The 16569-nt window shown below is 59.3% G+C and carries 13 protein-coding genes and 1 tRNA gene; 5 read left to right on the top strand and 9 right to left on the bottom strand.

The window, feature by feature from the left end; all coding sequences use genetic code 11:
• Window positions 1–190: 190 nt before the first annotated feature.
• The 7 genes from ACR0DO_RS11055 to ACR0DO_RS11025 all read right to left on the bottom strand — a co-directional run bounded on the left by ACR0DO_RS11055 (window position 191) and on the right by ACR0DO_RS11025 (window position 9059).
• Complete coding sequence (locus ACR0DO_RS11055) at window positions 191–1477, bottom strand: dynamin family protein (protein WP_480558690.1); 1287 nt, start codon at window positions 1475–1477, stop codon at window positions 191–193.
• The gene (locus tag ACR0DO_RS11050; protein WP_480558688.1) at window positions 1474–3516 is read right to left on the bottom strand and encodes a dynamin family protein; all 2043 of its coding nucleotides are present in this window, start codon (window positions 3514–3516) and stop codon (window positions 1474–1476) included. The genes ACR0DO_RS11055 and ACR0DO_RS11050 overlap by 4 nt, the downstream gene beginning before the upstream one ends.
• A 67-nt stretch (window positions 3517–3583) precedes the next feature.
• Entirely contained in the window at window positions 3584–4453 is an 870-nt protein-coding gene (locus ACR0DO_RS11045; protein WP_480558686.1) for a hypothetical protein, read from the bottom strand.
• A 23-nt stretch (window positions 4454–4476) separates the two neighbouring features.
• Window positions 4477–4878 carry a hypothetical protein gene (locus tag ACR0DO_RS11040; RefSeq protein WP_480558684.1) on the bottom strand — a complete coding sequence of 134 codons (402 nt, stop codon included), beginning with the start codon at window positions 4876–4878 and terminating at the stop codon, window positions 4477–4479.
• Between the two features lie 22 nt (window positions 4879–4900).
• Window positions 4901–6631 carry a dynamin family protein gene (locus ACR0DO_RS11035; RefSeq protein ID WP_480558682.1) on the bottom strand — a complete coding sequence of 577 codons (1731 nt, stop codon included), beginning with the start codon at window positions 6629–6631 and terminating at the stop codon, window positions 4901–4903.
• An 8-nt stretch (window positions 6632–6639) separates the two neighbouring features.
• A complete protein-coding gene (locus ACR0DO_RS11030) occupies window positions 6640–8649 on the bottom strand; it encodes a dynamin family protein (RefSeq protein WP_480558680.1) in 2010 nt (669 codons plus the stop codon).
• A gap of 2 nt (window positions 8650–8651) precedes the next feature.
• Complete coding sequence (locus ACR0DO_RS11025; RefSeq protein WP_480443092.1) at window positions 8652–9059, bottom strand: hypothetical protein; 408 nt, start codon at window positions 9057–9059, stop codon at window positions 8652–8654.
• A gap of 740 nt (window positions 9060–9799) precedes the next feature.
• On the opposite strand from ACR0DO_RS11025, the gene ACR0DO_RS11020 reads away from it, so the two are divergent.
• Both ACR0DO_RS11020 and ACR0DO_RS11015 read left to right on the top strand, forming a co-directional pair.
• A tRNA-Leu gene (locus ACR0DO_RS11020) sits at window positions 9800–9884 on the top strand.
• Window positions 9885–10074: 190 nt separating this feature from the next.
• Window positions 10075–10272 (top strand): hypothetical protein, encoded by a 198-nt coding sequence (locus ACR0DO_RS11015; protein WP_170446574.1) that lies wholly within the window; start codon window positions 10075–10077, stop codon window positions 10270–10272.
• A 47-nt stretch (window positions 10273–10319) separates the two neighbouring features.
• On the opposite strand, the gene ACR0DO_RS11010 is transcribed toward ACR0DO_RS11015, so the two are convergent.
• Window positions 10320–11423, bottom strand: coding sequence for a Hint domain-containing protein (locus ACR0DO_RS11010; protein ID WP_480558678.1), 1104 nt, complete (start codon window positions 11421–11423; stop codon window positions 10320–10322).
• A gap of 171 nt (window positions 11424–11594) precedes the next feature.
• Window positions 11595–12326 carry a transcriptional regulator BetI gene (betI, locus tag ACR0DO_RS11005; protein ID WP_480558676.1) on the bottom strand — a complete coding sequence of 244 codons (732 nt, stop codon included), beginning with the start codon at window positions 12324–12326 and terminating at the stop codon, window positions 11595–11597.
• Window positions 12327–12452: 126 nt separating this feature from the next.
• Between betI and ACR0DO_RS11000 the strand changes: the two genes are divergently transcribed.
• Genes ACR0DO_RS11000 through ACR0DO_RS10990 form a run of 3 tightly spaced genes read left to right on the top strand, consistent with a single transcriptional unit; the run spans window position 12453 to window position 16565 of the window.
• Complete coding sequence (locus tag ACR0DO_RS11000) at window positions 12453–13358, top strand: ABC transporter substrate-binding protein (RefSeq protein ID WP_480558674.1); 906 nt, start codon at window positions 12453–12455, stop codon at window positions 13356–13358.
• A gap of 59 nt (window positions 13359–13417) precedes the next feature.
• Window positions 13418–14497, top strand: a complete 1080-nt coding sequence (locus ACR0DO_RS10995; protein WP_480558672.1) for a quaternary amine ABC transporter ATP-binding protein — start codon at window positions 13418–13420, stop codon at window positions 14495–14497.
• Between the two features lie 4 nt (window positions 14498–14501).
• Window positions 14502–16565 carry an ABC transporter permease gene (locus ACR0DO_RS10990; protein ID WP_480558670.1) on the top strand — a complete coding sequence of 688 codons (2064 nt, stop codon included), beginning with the start codon at window positions 14502–14504 and terminating at the stop codon, window positions 16563–16565.
• Window positions 16566–16569 lie beyond the last annotated feature (4 nt).

Genomic DNA, 16569 nt, shown 5'->3' with positions numbered 1-16569 from the left:
ATCGTTTTTATGGAATGACTATATATTGTGTTTTTATCCTGCACTGCATCTAAATATTGAAAAACGCCCTGCACAAAATACAGAGGGAACGACTCTTTGTCTCTGCTTGGTCAACGGAGTCGACACGTTCGAGCCCCGATTCCACGGGACTCGAATCGCAGCGTCGCGGCGCAATCTTAACGAGAAGTTGTCAGGTTCCGGTTTTTGGCTGAACCGAATCCACCCGGCTGCCCGCCCAGGCAAGGTTGTCACTGAGCTGCGCCAGAATGCTGATCGCATCTTTCAGGGGGGCGTCGCCGCTTTCGAATTGCAGCAGCAACAGCAGGTCCGTGGCTTTTTCGAATTCGCCCGGTATCCAATCGGCCTTGGGGTCGATCTCTCCGCCTTGCTCAAGACGCTCGGCAAAATCCTCGACGATTTCCTGACACGAGTGCAGGAAGGCCGAAGGTTCGATATCTGACGACTCGCGCAGGTCTTCGTAGATGCTGGCAATCGCGGCCAGCCAGTCTTCGAGGATCGGATTTTCCAACGGCGGCAAGGCGGATTCCAGCGCGGCGTGCATGGAACCGGTTTCCGGCTGCTGCAGTTCGACTTCGGGTCCAGTCACTGTCTCCAGAAACGGCAGGAATTCCTGCTTCAGATCGGTGCGCGCGGCTTCCAGATCGGCCAGGCGGCGGTCGGATGCGACCTGCAGGACCTGTTCGGCCAGATTCTGGCCGCCGCAGGTTTCCCAAAGGGTGAAATCCGGCTCGGGCTCTTGCGCCATGGCGCGCACAGCCACCGGAGTGCCGATCGGCACGACCGTGCGGAACAGGTCTCCCTTTTCCTTGTTGAGTCGCGAAACAACTCGGTCCAGCGCATCGCGAACCGGTGGCAGGTCGGCATGGGTGACGGCCAGCAGGCTGTTGGTGCGCAGCTCCTGCGGGACCTGGGACCAGAGATGCCGTTCGGTTTCGCGCCAGGCATTGGTGCCGTTGGTGCACCAGATCGCGCAATCCACGAATTTCAGCAGATCGAGCGTTTCCTTGTAAGTATCATCCAGCGCCCCGGTTCCGGGCAGGTCGAACAGCGAGATTTCCTGCAGGGCAGGGGTGTTCAGCCCGACCGAGATGAAATCGGGCGCATCAGCCGCGGCTTTTTCCAGCGCGATGCCGGAATAGGTCTTGGGCTCTTTGTCCCACCAGCCGACGGTGGTTTCCGGCGTCTCGGAATAGGCGACGATCACCAATGGCAGTTTCAGGTGCTGCGGTCCGGTGGGCAGAATGTCCGCGCCGGCCAGCATGTTGGCGAGGCTGGATTTGCCAGCCCCGAATTCCCCGGCGAAACCGATATTGACCGCGTTGGACAGCCGTCCGGCATGGGCAAGGGCGCGCTCACGCATCTCGTCCAGCGCCGTATCGGCCGGCAGGTTTTCGGTCGCGGTCAGAAAGCGCTCAAGTTGTCTAACTTCCTGTTCGGTTCCGGGAAATTCGATCATTCCGCAGCCTCTGTTAATCGTTTGTCTAGTTCATCCGGGCCAAAGATGGCGCCCAGCTCTTCGGTGATGCGCTGCGCGTGGTCAAAGGCCTCTTGTGCCTGTGCGCGCTCATTGGTTTCGCCGCTTCCGGCCCGATGTTCAAGATGCCCGGCGAGCAGGGCCAAATAGTGATCCAGAACCGTGTTCAGACGTTCCAGCAGATCGCTGCGCGCGGTGTCCACCAGATCGTCGCCGATCATCTCGAATTCCTGCACGATCATGCGTTCGGCCCGGCTCACAACGCTCTTGCGCGAGATCAGGCGCGACAGCCAGGTGACCCGCAGTTCCACCGTTATGCCGCGGGTCAGCGCCGTGGTGTCCGGGCGGAACCAGCGCACGGCGCTGGTGTTCATCCGGTTGTCGGTCGGGTCCTGCCAACCGGGAAGGGCGCGCAGGGCCGCGTTGCTTTGCATATCGACCGAATACAGCTCGCTCAGCATGCGTTGGCGCACGACCTGCGTGGCGCCTTGAACAAGCTCGCGCATACGGTCGCGCAGCGGGGTGAAGTTCAGTTCGGTTTCGCCGCCTTTGGCCAGCAACGGAGAATCCCCGTTCGGACCCCGCACCACGGCCGATACGGACTCGGCCACAGTGTCGTCCATGACACCGCGCAGATTGGCCAGAATATCGTCCATGTCGTTGACGATTCCGCCCATCTTCTCGGCGACAAGCGCGCGCAGATCCGCCAGGGTCTTGTCATTCTCGTCATTGTTTTCGGCGGTGGGCGTGGATTCGTCCTCGATTGCGCGCAGATGTGCCCTGCTACGCTCGACCTCGCCTTGCGCAAACGTGTTGAGGTGCTGCCACGCCATCCGCAGCTGTTCGTTGCGCGGGCCCTCGGTCAGGGCGCTGGTCACGTGGCGGCGCAGGTCCGGCAAACCCGAGGCGATCATTGCGGCAAAGCGCAACACGCCTTCGCGGCTGATCGGGCCGGGGCCCTGTTTGATCTCTTCCACCCCGTCCAGATATTGCTTCATCTGCGCCGGATGCGCCCGCAGCCAAGCCAGGACTTCGTCGTGATTGATGCCGGTTTCGTCACCGGTCAGGGCGTAATGCGCCCATTGCGCGCTGCCCATCAATACGTCGATATCCGAGTTTCCAAGGGCTTTTTCCAGGCCGTCCATAACATCGGCCCGGACTTTGCCAGCATCCTCGGGACCACCTCCCAGCTCATCGACGCGGTTGATGAAGACCACGATCTGACCCAGTTCCAGCGCCTGCATCAGGCGGAACAGTTTCAGGTCGGCCCGCGACAGGGCCTGATGCGCCGACAGAACCACCACAAAGAAATCGGATTCCTTGAGGTACTGGCGCGAGATCTCTTCGCGGATCAGCAGCGGGTCGTTGACGCCCGGCGTGTCGGTCACCGTCAGCGGATACGGGAAATGGCCGATGTCGAAATAGACCTCGGCCTTGCGGGTGATGTCGCTATAAAGGCCACGATCCGAACCCGGATCGTGCTCGCCTGCTTCGGTGGGATCATCCCCGGCACAGACATAGCGCGCCAGATCGTCCGAGGTCAGCTCGTCAAGGTCGTGATGCTGCCCCAGCAGGTGCTTGTAGCTTTCGCCCAGACGCAGCTTGGCGCGGGTTTTCATCGCCTCGACCTGCTCTTCGATCATCTCGCGCTTATAGCTGTCCTCGTCATCGGGGAACATGTTGCGCAGCTCTTCGCCCTCGGCGATCAGCGCCTGCCACTGGCGGTTGTCGAAGAAATGGAACTCGGCCCCCGAGATCCGCCCCGAAGGGTGGCCGAAGTGCATGTCGGTAATCACCGTTGTCCAGGGGTTCACGTCCGACGGCAGGTATTCGGCCTGACCGGTGAATCCATTGATCAGACGGGACTTGCCCGCCTTGATCTGCCCGACAAAGGCGATCGAAGGTTTCAGGTTCGTCAGATCGCTGACGATGCGTGAGATGAACTGGCGGGTCTCATCATTCGAGGCGCCGTTCATGTCTTCGGCAATACGGATTAACTCGCGACGATTGTTTTCACTCATAAACCTTACCCTGGTAACCTGTAATCACGGATCGAATTCATCGAAAAATTGAACGAAAGGGGCGCAATCATCCATCCGGCCTTTTCAGTGTGGCCCACAGATTGACAACGGCGCCCAGCTTGCGCGCCTCGTGTACGGCGATGGCAAAACTCTTACCATCGTTCAGAATGGCCAGCCCGGCGCCCTTGCCGCCAGAGGGCCGCATGACAATCAACTGCGGGTGGTCCATCACGTTGGCCGAGTCGCCATCCCAACCCGCAAGGTCGCGGGCGAACCGGGCCAGCAGATCGGAATTCGGGTACAGCGGTTCCCCTTCGTCACAGGTGCCGTCCATGCGCGACGACGCCCCATCTGCGCCCTGCGCCAGAACCCGGCCCTGGGCAAACCGTTCCGAACCGTCATAGAACCGCTGCGCCAGAGAGTCGGCGGGTTCTTCTGCCGCTTCTTCCTTGGAGGGGTCGGAGCCCTCGGGCTCGTCCGGGACGATGGAAATGACCGGGTCCGCAGGCAGTTCGATTTTCCCGCAAGCGCTTTCAAGCTCGCTGTAGGTGATGCCCACATCGTCGGCCTCAAGCGCATTGTCGGGCTGTAGCGAAATCATCTCCAACGGTGCAGGGGCCGCCGCAATGTCGGTCACAAGCTGTGCCAGCTTGGCGGCCAGTTCCTCGCGGGGTTCGGTTTCGAAATCCGGAGCGATGCCGGACTGAACCCGGAACACATCGGTGATCCGGGAACTGTTGACCTCAATGGCGAGGCAATCGCCATTGGCGGCAGTGAATTCCAAACGGCGCGGCAGGATCGTGCCGCGAATGGTGTCCAATACCTTATCGCGCCGACCCCGGGACGTTTCCCCGGGAACCGTGACCGCCGGGTTCAGGCGCGCCACAGACAAGCGCCCGATGTCGTCGAGCATCTCGAGTATGTTCGTATCCACCATGCCGTGACCCCCTCTGGTCCCGTCTAAACTGCGGCCGCGACCGGCCCCAGGCTGAGATGCGATTTTGTCAGCGCCAACCCGACATTGGCGCTGCTGCGACAGATGTAGCAGACCACATGATCGGGATATTCCCGGGTCCGCAGAAAGATATTCAGCCGATCATTCGAAAACACCGCGATTTCCCCAAATCCCGGATTGTCGACCTCTTCGGCGCCAGCTTCGCGCAGCAATTGCTCAAAGGCTTTGACACCGCGACCCTGAAACAGGTTAGCCACGGCAAGGGCGAGACTGTCCAGAACGTCGGCGCTGTCTTGGTCCTGGGTGTTGGTCCCAAGCAACATCCCGGTTTCCATATCGACATACCCGGCTGCAATACAGTCGGGTATGGTTTCCATCGCGGTGTTCAGTGCGGCTTCGATCGTCATCGCTTGCTACCTGAGGTTCTGGTCATAACACACGGAATTCTGCCCCGCCGTTTTTCGCTGCATTCGGCACCGGGCGAACCGCCCCCTTGGCATAGCGCGCGAAATGCTCGGCTGCGATCTGGTCGAATTCCTCAAGGAACGCCCCGAACACTCTGGTCATGCCTTCGACATCGTCCGGCAAATCCTCACCGGCGGTGATGTCGCGCCACATCGAGGCCGCGCTGAGCGGTGCGTCGGTCGGAACGTTCACCAAGATTTCCTGGCTTTCATCCGTGTCGCCCGGCGAGGCGGGCTCGTCGCTGGCGGTGCCATTGGACATGGGCACAACCTGCATGTTCACGAGGCCGCTGGATTCCGGTTCCGGTTCGTATTCATCCTGAGCGCCACTCGACTGTTCAGACAGCAAGGCGGCGATCGAGGATACCGAAACTTCGGCGCGTTGGTCTTCCGGCTCTTCGAGCGGTGCCTGATCCTGTTCGGGCGTGTCTGCCAGCTTGCCTTCCAGCGACGCCATGAACGGGTCAGATTCTGCAGCGGCAGGTTCTTCCAATGTCTCAACGGGTTCTGCCGTCAGGCTGACATCGTCGTCGTCCATTTCATCATCGTCCAGCAGGTCGAAATGATCTTCGCCTGTCGACTCGTCCGTGTAGTCCGCCAGATTCAGACTGTTGCTTTCCGTATCCCGGAAAAAGGCGCGCAGATCGTCGCCTTCGGCCTCTGGTTGCGGTTCCGACACCGGCGTTTCGGTGCCCATCTCGGCGCGCAGACGCTCGGCCTCTGCCGCGTCAATGCGTTCTTCGCGGTCGGCGTCCTCAGAGCGACGCTCGACGCGGGTCGGGCGCACGGGGAAGCTGGTGACGACCTCGTCTTCGCGGCTGGCTTCGGGAACGGGGTTGACCAATTTCAGGGGGGCCGGTTCCTCGGCCTGCTCCACCATGCGTTTCGGGCGGATCGGTTGCACGGGTGCGCCCCCGGCCAGGCCGTTGTCGATCTGATAGCGCGTCAACATATCGGCGCGGTTGTCCATGATCTGTTCGGTGATCTGCAGGAAGCTGTCGACCATTTTGCCGCCGCCGCTGCGCGCCCACTGTTCCGCATCGCCGCTCTTGTCCCGGGCAATGATTGCGTCACGGGCCGAGAACAGGATCGACCGGTTGAACAGGTGGCCCGCTTCGCGGTTGACCCGGCGCAGCACCTTTTGCCGGTCTTTCGGACCCAGCACATCGGCCCGGGTCACCAGCAGCAGAGAGTTATGCTGCAACCGTTCCGGCAGAGATACCCATGTCGCACGTTCGGTCTCGCGCCAGGCCTGGGTCGCATGGGTGCACCACAGAACCCCGTTGGCCTGTCCAACCGCACGGCGCCAGACGTCGTTTGAGATCTTCGGATCAGAGATACCGGGGGTGTCGATCAGGTCCACCGCTTCCAGAATGTCGGCCTCAAGGAAAATGCGCACGAATTGGGCGTCGTTGACACCGACAGATTCCAGCTGATCCAGAGTAATGTTCTCGCGGGTCCCATCGGGGCGCTGCACATAGGCCGATTTCTTGCCCCAGCTGAACCAGACGGGCGGCAACTGCGTGGCCGTTACCTGCGTCGGCAGCGCCTGCGAGCGCAGCAGAAAGTTCATCAGCGTCGATTTCCCGGCACTGAACTCTCCCATCAGCGCAAAGATCGGCTTGCGCCGGGACCACTGCTCGATGCGTTCCCAAGCCTTAGGAGAGACGAAGCGGGTTTGTGTATCTTTTGCCATGTCGCTACTTATGCTGCCTCGTTACTAAGATCTTTCAGGATGTCGCCCAGAATATCGTCACGCGATTTCTTGGGGGTCATGCCCGCCATCAGGGCCGCCTGACCCGGATCCTGCTCGGCCGAGGCCGAAATGTTCAGCAGGGTCTCTTTCTGCTCGCGCAGGAAGTCGGACAGGCCCGCCCGAACGTTTTCCAGAACGGCTGCGATCTGGTTTTCCTCAAGGTCCTTGGTGATCGAGTTCGCCTCGGACGCGATCAGGCGCGTGTAGTCCGCGGCATAGGCCTCGAACCCTTTGCGGCGTTGCCACCAGCGGCGCCACCAGGTGCTTTGCAAGTCCAGCGCGATGGTGCGGCCAATGCCCAATGGCGGCGGCACACGGGGCACGATGGGGGCCTCGATGCTGAACTCACCCAGATGGTTGCCCAGCAGCTTTTGATACAGCGCTTCGACATCCGCCGCAGCAGCGCTGTAGAGCGCCCCGGCGTCTTTGCGCATTGCACGGGCAAAGCTGAAATAGGCGGCCTTTTGCAGGGTACGCAGACCCGCCGGGTCATACTGCCAGGTGCCTTGCTCGCCATTCTGTTCCAGATGCGAAATCAACGAGTCCGTGGCCCGTTTGACAAAATTCCTCTCGGCCGAATTCAACCGATCCAACACCTTGTCACGCAGAGAGGTGGCCAGTTCGGCGGCCTTCTTTTCATATTCTTCGGTCACCTTGGCGATGGCCTCTTCTGGCGAAACACCGTCGAGATCGCGCACCACGCCCTGACCGTCGGACAGGTTCTTGGCCACCGCGGTTGCTCGAATCTGGCTGGCAATGTTGCGGGCCCGGTGACGGACGCGGTCCAGCAGGCGATTGCCCGCCCCTTCGGCGATACGCTCATTCATGGCCAGCAGCAGGTCAGGCAGACCCGACAGTGCCCAGATCTTGTCGAGCGAGGGCGCCTGATCGCCAAACCCGGCGGCCAGATAGAAGGTGTTCAGGGCCTGACGGGATTCTTCCGACAGGATATCGGGGTTCCCGGTCAGGGCTGCCTCGGCCCAGAGTGCGCTGCCGAACACGACGCTGGTATTGGTGTCGATATTGTTCTGCTTGAGCGTGTCCTGAATCCGGTCACGAATCTCGGGCACCTGGTTCACCGGATCGGACAGCTCGTCGATCCGATTCACAAACAGGATGATCTGGCGGTTTTCGAACTGCGCGATGATTCGCATCAGCGCCATGTCCATGGTGGTCAGCGCCTGGCTCGCCGCCAGCACCACAACGCAAACTTCGGACCCGCGCAGACTGCGCAGGGTGATCTGTTCACGCACCATGAAGGTATCGTTGACGCCGGGCGTGTCACACAGCTTCAGCGAGATCGGATATTGCGGAATGTCCATGAACAATTCCGCCGACTTGGTGACATCGGCAAAGCGCCCGGTTTTCGGGTTGATATCCGGGTCGTCTTCGTCGCCCAGGCAGACATAGCGCTGGATCAGCTCGTCGTCGAAATAGTCGTACTGGTGGCTTTGCCCAAGGATCAGGTCAAAATGCTGACCCAGCCGGGCTTCGGACTTGGCCTTCATCTCACCGATCTGACGGCGGATGTCTTCCATCTCGTCATCGGCACCGGCCCGGTTGGCCAGTTCGCCCAGACGGCCACCGCCGACCATCAGATTGTCCCATTCTTCCTGTTCGAAAAAGGTGAACTTGGCCTTTTTGTCGCCTTCGGTGCGGGTGTTGATGTTCAGCGTGGTCACCACCGAGGTCCACGGGTTCACATCCGAGGGCAACAGGGCAGGACGCCCGGCCAGAATGTTCACGATCGAGGATTTGCCAGCCTTGACCTGCCCGACCAAGGTCACGCTGGCCGTGAAGTTCTCCATGCGTGTCTTGAGCGTTGCAAGCCGCGCCGAGGACCGCGCATCTGCCACCTCTGTCAGCTGGTCGATCTGCGTGGTCAGCGCCGTCATTGCCGAGGTCATCGGCGTCAGTGCTTCGTTCCCTACGGACAGAAGGTGGTCGTTACGGGCCATGCTCAGCCTCCGGTTCCAGTAGCGGCGATGTGGGGTTGCACCTGACCGTCAGCAGAGCTGGTCAGGATATCGATCCGGGCGATCAGGTTCAGCGCATTGCCCAGAATCGCAGCCTCGGCGCCCGGCGAAATTTCTTCGTAGGCGCCGGAATCGGCAAGCACTTCGATTGAACTGAACTGTTCACTGTTTTCCAGCAGGGCCAAACGGCGTCCGGTCGGAAAGCCTTGGGATTTGGATTTCGGCAGTGGCATCCGGGAATTGGCGAGCAGATAGTGGCCCCCCGAATGCGTGCGTAAAGAAACGCCAAAGCCCGTGTTCGGGTGGTCCTGATTCAAGGACTTCAGTTCACCAAGGAAACTTTCACGTGCAAGACCAACAGCGTCTTGCTCAGCAGCAGCAGAGTTCATCATATTGGTCACGGCTAAGACCCCTGTGTTCGAGTTGAGCAAAAAACTCTTACGGCGCCCGAAGGCAGGAAAGACTCATTAATTCCCGCTCTCCATAAATTACTGGCAAGGCGGTGTTATTTTGACGCGAATAAGATATTTTGGCGTTTGAAATGTGGCGCAAATATGGTCTGAGCCCTGCGGCGGCTTTCAACCCATGGTCGCAAGATCAGAGTTCCGGCAATTCACGATCCCGAGTGATGAGTGATTGATCTGCGTTTCTGAGGCGCGGTTTTGATCGAAAGCCGTGTTGTAATGTTATGAATAGTAAGCAAAAATACCAAGCTTGTAAGAATTGCGCTGAGCCGAAGGGGTGGGCTCTCTGATGTGCGGAGCGCAATAGGCGGTTTCGGCGTTATTTTCGAAGCAGCACGTTACTCAACGTAGACGCGTTTAACGTGTAGTGGGTTTTTCCGTGACGTGCAGAGCTAAAAAATCATGCGCTAGGCGACGTAATTCGAGCATAACACCTCAACGTCGAAATGGTGGCGGACACGGTTCAGGCGGAATCGGGGCAAGGGCGCTGGTCAAAAATTCGGTCGCGATTCCGGTGCCTGATGCTGCGGGTCGGTCGCCACCAATACGTCAGGTTCGATTGCCATGGGGCCGCGCTCAATAATCTTGCGCGCAAGTGAATTTCCCTCTCGCACTCGACCACAGGCTTTGTTATTGAGCACGTCATTCCGGTACTCAGGGCCGGTACTGCGGGTGTGGCGAAATTGGTAGACGCACCAGATTTAGGTTCTGGCGCCGCAAGGCGTGGGGGTTCAAGTCCCTCCACCCGCACCACTATGATTTTCAGCGGAAAAACTGATATTGAAACGGATGCAGGCTTGGCGCTCTCCGGGGTTTCTGTTTGGTCGCGGCTCTCACTGTTTTTTGCCGCCATCCGGCTGCGCATCGGCAAGAACTTGGCAAATAGGGGGAAATTTCCGGAAACTCGGCTATACTCCTGGTCATCAGTAGACAGGAGATTGCCATGCTTTACCCACTTGCAACGCTTGAGGCCGACAAGCTCAACGCGGTTCAGGCGCTTGAACAGGAAATCGGACGCCCGGTTGTCGCGCTTGCCGCAGTTGACGCCGATACGGCCAACCTGCCGAAAGAAGACCTGAAAAAGTTGCAGGCCCTGGAAGATAAGCTTGACGTCGTTCTTGTCGCAATGCGGCCAAGCTAGGGGGTCCGAAGAACCTGAACGCTTGCGGCCCAAATCGTTGCGGTGCCTTAGGCGGCCTCGACCAATGTGTCAGGTTTCTTGGCCGCCGGTTGTGTGACCAACAGGGACGCCTCAAATGATTTGAGAACCGGGCGGGCTGACTCATAGCCTTGCCCCGAGGCGAGATCGAGTTCCGGGAACATGGTCTGAATCTCGGCGATGCTGTCATCATCAAGTGAGGCCATGCCCGTTTTCCCCAAAAAGAGGCTTTCAGACGCGACGCCATTGGCCCAGACGATCTGATGCTCGTCAAAAAGCAAATGGAAATACTCGACTTCTCCACCTTCCCGCACGGACACCCCGTCACCGTCAACCAGATGAGTGGCGGCGGCGAAAACCTGCGGGCAGGCGAATTGCAACTCGACCTCGGCCCCCTGTAACAGGATGCGATGCTGCGGGCTGACTTCCAGCGTCTCTTGCGCGCCAAGAACACCCGCCCGAATTCTGACCGGCGCAAATTTCCCAATGGCGGCCATGGTGCGACGACCAATCCAGCGGATCGGTTGCGCGCCATTATCCATGGTCAGCACCAGATCTCCGGCTTGCAGGTTTTCGATTGCTCGCGGACCGTCGGGGCAGGCGATCATTGCGCCCCGTGCAAAACACAGTGGATTGGAATCGACCCTTACCCCGGTCAGCGAATATCCGGTGTTGAAACCGTTCGCATAAATCGGCGACACCAGTTGAATCGACTGGATCGCGCTTTCCTCGATCGCGTCCTGGTCAGCGTTTTCCTCGAATTCCGGTGCCCAATAGGTGTTGCCGTTGGTGTCCTGGAAAACAACGGCCGTTATGTTGGCGGTGGTGCCGTCGTTATATGTGATGACCGCGTTGAAAATCATCGAGGCATCAAAGGTCTGGGGAGGGCCTCCATCGATGCTGAACTGATCGTTCGAGTTATTGTTGTTCAGATCATAGGTGTTCGCGTCTCCGCCGCCGAAACCCGCACCCGCCTCGGCAAAGGTCTGCCTGCTGTCATAGAGCGGATCGCCAGCAGAGCCATAGGTGCCAAGGGCCGCATTAACATTACCGGTCGCAAGGGTTTGGTTGCCTTCGACAGTATCCCAGATCGGCAGGGATCCGAGAGAGAAAACGGTAAAACTGGTCGCCATTTTTTACTCTTGAAACAGGAAAATCGTACGGCGTGCACTTAGCCGTCAAGTTCCGGGAATTTCAAGTTTAAATTAGAATATAGGCACTTGGCAGGGCAAAAGACCCCATGCGATCAGCAATCGCGGCGCCTGATTACGGGCGAAACTGCCGCGACCCCTTGCTGTCTTTCCTCAAATTTTAAACAGGATTCCGCTGACTTGCGCAATTTTTTCGCGCGCCGCCTGCAGGTTCGCACTGTCGACCGCCGTATTGCGAAACAACCGGTTCAGTGCAAACTCCATATGAGACACGGCCTCGGCCGGGGAAATTGGTTTTGCCTGCAAGGCGGCCCGCATCCATATCCCGTCGATCAGCGTTGTCAGGTTAAAGGCAATCTGTTCGGCCAAGGCCGGTTCAACCATATGGCGCAAGGCGCTCATCAGGTTGCTGCGCATTCGGGAATGGATGGCATTTTGTATGCGTAAATATTGGGCGTTCTGCGGCACCTCTGCGCATAAACTGACCCAGGCACAGCAGAATTCATGCTGAAAAAGCGGCGGAGCGAAATTGCCGTATAAGATTGCGTATAACCGCTCTGACGGTGTGTCACTATGGGCAAGTAACGCGGTCACACAGCGGCGGGTTTTGGCGTTGGCTTCACGCAAAACAGCCTCGAACAAGGCTTCTTTTCCTGGGAAATAGTGCTGCACCACGCCTTTGGAGACACCTGCTTCTTTGGCAACCTTGTCAAAAGTCGTCCCCGCGATTCCATGAGTTTTGAGAATTTCAAACGCCGCCTCGGTCAATTGCTTGCGACGCATGTTCTTGATGGTCTGCTTTCTCATGTTAGGATCGCTTTCATGCTCAGCGTAATGGATACGAAAGTACCATTCGGGAAGGTGAAAAACAAACGCAGTTGACATAAAATGATCCAATGCATCAAATTACCTGCAGCTGTACTGTTTTTCGATGCGGGCACAAAAGGCCGAAAACGGCCAACGCACCAACGGAGGTTAACCATGAAATTCTCACGCAAAATGAGGCCCGCTTTGCTGGCTTCCGCTACGCTTATGTTGACGCAGGGCGCGGCGCTTGCTGATCCGATCAAGATTGCCGTCAACGAATGGACGGGCCAGCATATCTCGGCCCATTTCGCGGGCGCACTGTTCGAAGAGCTGGGCCACGAGGTCGAATACGTTACCGCCGGTGCCGTGCCACAGCTGGCTGCGATTGCCGAAGGCAGCCTGCATTATCAGCCCGAACTGTGGACCAATAACGTGGGCGACATCTACCCCAAGGCTGTCGAAGCCGGGGACATCATTGTTGTCGGCGGGCTGGGGCTCGAGCCGCAGGAAGGTTGGATTTACCCCCCGTACATGGCCGATCTCTGCCCGGGTCTGCCCGCCTATGAGGCGCTTTATGACTGCGCGCAGGCCTTCGCCGCCGCAGACACCTTCCCCGATGGCCGTCTGATCACCTATCCGGCGGACTGGGGAACCCGTTCAGCCGATCTGGTCAAACTGATCGACCTGCCGTTCAAGCCGGTACCCGGTGGCTCGGAGGGCGCGATGCTGGCCGAACTCAAAAGTGCCGTTGCCGCAGAGCAGCCGATTCTGATGATGATGTGGCAACCGCATTGGGTATTCGCGGATACCGAGGTTGAATGGGTCGAATGGGACACGCCGCACGGCACCTGCGACGAGGCCAGCCAGAAACGCGGTGAGGCCTGTGGCTTTCAGCAGGCGACCGTCGACAAGATCGTCGCCAAGGATTTCGCGTCGACCTATCCGGATGCGATGAAGATGGTCGAACTGATGAGCATGACCAACGATGTGCAAAACGCCCTGATCCTGGAAGTGGATCAGAACGGGCGCGAAGTGAAAGAGGTCGTGGCCGAATGGATGGGTGCAAACCAGGACGTCTGGCAGCCCTGGGTTGAAGCCGCAAAGCAATAAACACCAACGCTTCCGGTGGAGCGCCATATGCGTGCTCCACCTTTTTCAAGGCTGCCGAAATGACCACACCCTCCCCGACCACCACCCCGAAACTGTCCTGCAAGCATGTCTGGAAGCTCTACGGCAAAGGGACGGACCAGCATCTGAGCACCGTCGACGTCGCCGGGCAGGAGCCCGACGAAGCCAAGGCGATAGCGCAACGTATTCGGGACAATGGTGGTATCGTTGCGTCGACCGACGTCAGTTTTGACGTCATGCCGGGCGAGATTTTCGTGATCATGGGGCTGTCGGGCTCGGGCAAGTCCACCATCGTGCGCTGCCTGTCCCGTCTGGTCGAACCCACTGCCGGAGAGATTCTGCTGGACGGAGAGGACCTGCTGAAAGTGTCCTCGAAGGAGCTGATCGACATTCGTCGGCACAAGATGGGGATGGTGTTCCAGAGCTTTGGCCTGATGCCGCATCTGAACGTTCTGGAGAACGTGGCCTTTCCGCTGAAACTGCAGGGTCTGGATGACAAGGAACGCCTGGAGAGGGCCCAGCGGGTGATCTCGCTGGTCGGTCTGGAGGGGCGGGAAAGCAGCTTCCCCAGCCAATTGTCCGGTGGACAGCAACAGCGTGTCGGTATTGCCCGGTCGCTGGCGGTAGAGCCCGAGGTCTGGTTCCTTGATGAGCCCTTCAGTGCGCTGGACCCTTTGATCCGCCGCCAGATGCAGGACGAATTCCTGCGGCTGCAGCAAGAACTGCACAAATCCATCGTCTTCATCACCCATGATTTCCTTGAGGCGCTGCGCATCGCCGACCGGATGGCCATCATGAAGGACGGCGCGGTTGTTCAGATCGGACGTCCGGTGGACCTGATCCTGAACCCGGTCGATGATTATGTCCGCGAATTCACCAATGATGTCCCGTGGGAGCTGATCTTGACCGCAGGCGATGTGGCCTCGGACAACGCGCCGCCCGCCGGGATCAAAGAGGTTCCGGCCTCGACCAACGTGGCCGACCTGCTGCCCTATCTGGCCTCGCATGACACCGGTGTTGCGGTGCGCCGGGACGACAATGCGCTGGTGCACATGACCAGCCAGAACGTGATTGCCGCTTTGGCCAGCGGTGTCTCGGATGCCTCTGCGGTCAAGGACTGACACTATGGACGCAGCTTCGAACAGATCGCTGGTGGTCTGGCTTGTGGTCACGATTCTGGTGGCGGTTTGTGTTGTTTTTGCCAAAAACCTCGGGCCGCTGGTGACCTATCCCGACGCACTGGTTCTGCCGGTGACCGATCCGATGAACACCGCGATGCGGTGGTTCGTTGTGACCTTCGGGTGGTTCTTCAAGGCCATTTCATGGCTTTTGGACTGGCCGATCCTGCTGGCCAAGACGGTTCTGCACGCGGTGCCCTGGGCGGCCTGGTTTGTTCTGTGGGTTTTTCTGGCCTTGCGCGCCGGGGGCAAGGGGCTGGCGGTCTTCACCGCGGCCAGCCTGCTTTACATGGTGACGTTCGGGTTCTGGACCCAGTCGATGAACTCTTTCGCTCTGGTGTGTGTATCGATCCCGATGGCGGTTGTTTTGGGCTTTGCGCTGGGAACGTGGGGGTTCATGTCAGAGCGGGCTTATCGGATCATCATGCCCGTTTTGGACCTGATGCAGACAGTGCCCGCCTTTGCATACCTGCTGCCGATCCTCTTGCTGTTCGGCTTTGGCACAACGGTCGGTCTGGTCGCCTCGATCCTGTTTGCCTTCCCTCCGATGGTGCGCAACACCATCGTCGGCCTGCGCGGTGTCCCGGATGAGGTGATCGAGTCCGGCCTGATGAGCGGTGCCACCCCGTCGCAACTGTTCTGGCGCGTGCGGGTGCCAACGGCGCAGCGGCAAGTTCTGCTGGGCGTAAACCAGACAACGATGGCGTCCCTGTCGATGGTCATCATCGCCTCGATCATCGGGGGCACCAACGATATCGGTTGGGAAGTGCTGTCGACCATGCGCAAGGCACAGTTCGGAGAAAGCCTGCTGGCCGGGATCGTGATTGCGCTGATGGCGATGGTGCTGGACCGGATCACCTGGGGATTTGCGGTGCAATCCAATTCGACTCAGCGCAAGGCGTCAGGGTGGATCACATGCGCCGTTCTGTTTGGAGCGGCCTGGCTGCTGGCTCTGGTCCTTTCGCCGCTCAAGGACTGGCCCGAGGCATGGGTCCTGAACCCGGCCCCGGCAATGAATGCGGGTCTGGAATGGGTGTTTGTCGAATTCCGCACTGTGCTTGAGGCGATCAAGCGGGCGGCGCTGTTCTACCTCATGCTGCCGATCAAGATCGGCCTGGTAAAGGCCGTCAGCCCGTTCACCTGGGGCTTTGCCATGACCCCGGCTGTGACTGTGGGCTATGCGTTGATTGTTGCGGCGGTGGCGGGGTATCTGGCCATCAAGGGGCGGTTGCTGCCGGCGCTTTGGGTCATCCTGTTCGCTCTGGTTCTGTATTCCGGGTTGACCGGTCTGGCCTGGATTGCACTCTGCGCAATCATCATCGCCCTGGCTTGGCAGGCCGGTGGCACGAACCTCGCCCTATGGGCGCTGGCCGGGGTCGCTTTCCTGTTGCTGACCGGGATATGGGAACCTTCGGTCATCTCTCTGTATCTTTGTGGGGTCGGGGTTCTGCTGTCCTTCCTGTTCGGCAGCGCAATCGGCATCTGGGCGTCCGAGAATGACACCGTCTCGCGCATGGTGCGGCCTGTCATCGACACGCTGCAGACCATGCCTCTGTTCGTGATCCTCATCCCCTTTGTGATGGTGTTCAAGATCGGTGAGTTTACCGCTCTGCTGGCCATCATCGTTTATGCGATCGTCCCCGCGATCCGATACACCGAGCACGGTCTGCGCAATCTGCCCCATGACGTGATCGAGGCTGCGACGGCCATCGGGACAACACCCCAACAATCACTGTGGCAGGTAAAGCTGCCGCTGGCGGTGCCGTCGATCATGCTGGGGCTGAACCAGACGATCATGTTCGGTATTTCGATGCTGGTGATCACCGCGTTGGTGGGCACGGATGATCTGGGTCAGCAGATTTACATCGGGCTTGGGGACGGTGACTTCGGGGTTGGCATGACCGCCGGGATCGGTATGGCCATCATCGCCATGATTGCCGACCGCATCACGCAAGGCTTCAGCCACCAGATTCAGGCCCGCCACGGTGTGAAACTGGACAACACCATCTGACAAT

This window comes from Ruegeria sp. AM9, from assembly GCF_056540565.1.
The sequence above is the reverse complement of the archived record's forward strand: the minus strand, read 5'-3'. Positions and strand labels throughout refer to the sequence as shown.

What these genes read in the sequence shown, in the direction of transcription:
- ACR0DO_RS11015 (WP_170446574.1), top strand. Translation starts at nt 10,075, where the DNA reads ATGCTTTACCCACTTGCAACGCTTGAGGCCGACAAGCTCAACGCGGTT.
- ACR0DO_RS11030 (WP_480558680.1), bottom strand. Translation starts at nt 8,649, where the DNA reads ATGGCCCGTAACGACCACCTTCTGTCCGTAGGGAACGAAGCACTGACG.
- ACR0DO_RS11025 (WP_480443092.1), bottom strand. Translation starts at nt 9,059, where the DNA reads ATGATGAACTCTGCTGCTGCTGAGCAAGACGCTGTTGGTCTTGCACGT.
- ACR0DO_RS10990 (WP_480558670.1), top strand. Translation starts at nt 14,502, where the DNA reads ATGGACGCAGCTTCGAACAGATCGCTGGTGGTCTGGCTTGTGGTCACG.
- ACR0DO_RS10995 (WP_480558672.1), top strand. Translation starts at nt 13,418, where the DNA reads ATGACCACACCCTCCCCGACCACCACCCCGAAACTGTCCTGCAAGCAT.
- ACR0DO_RS11045 (WP_480558686.1), bottom strand. Translation starts at nt 4,453, where the DNA reads ATGGTGGATACGAACATACTCGAGATGCTCGACGACATCGGGCGCTTG.
- ACR0DO_RS11055 (WP_480558690.1), bottom strand. Translation starts at nt 1,477, where the DNA reads ATGATCGAATTTCCCGGAACCGAACAGGAAGTTAGACAACTTGAGCGC.
- betI (WP_480558676.1), bottom strand. Translation starts at nt 12,326, where the DNA reads ATGTCAACTGCGTTTGTTTTTCACCTTCCCGAATGGTACTTTCGTATC.
- ACR0DO_RS11010 (WP_480558678.1), bottom strand. Translation starts at nt 11,423, where the DNA reads ATGGCGACCAGTTTTACCGTTTTCTCTCTCGGATCCCTGCCGATCTGG.
- ACR0DO_RS11035 (WP_480558682.1), bottom strand. Translation starts at nt 6,631, where the DNA reads ATGGCAAAAGATACACAAACCCGCTTCGTCTCTCCTAAGGCTTGGGAA.
- ACR0DO_RS11050 (WP_480558688.1), bottom strand. Translation starts at nt 3,516, where the DNA reads ATGAGTGAAAACAATCGTCGCGAGTTAATCCGTATTGCCGAAGACATG.
- ACR0DO_RS11040 (WP_480558684.1), bottom strand. Translation starts at nt 4,878, where the DNA reads ATGACGATCGAAGCCGCACTGAACACCGCGATGGAAACCATACCCGAC.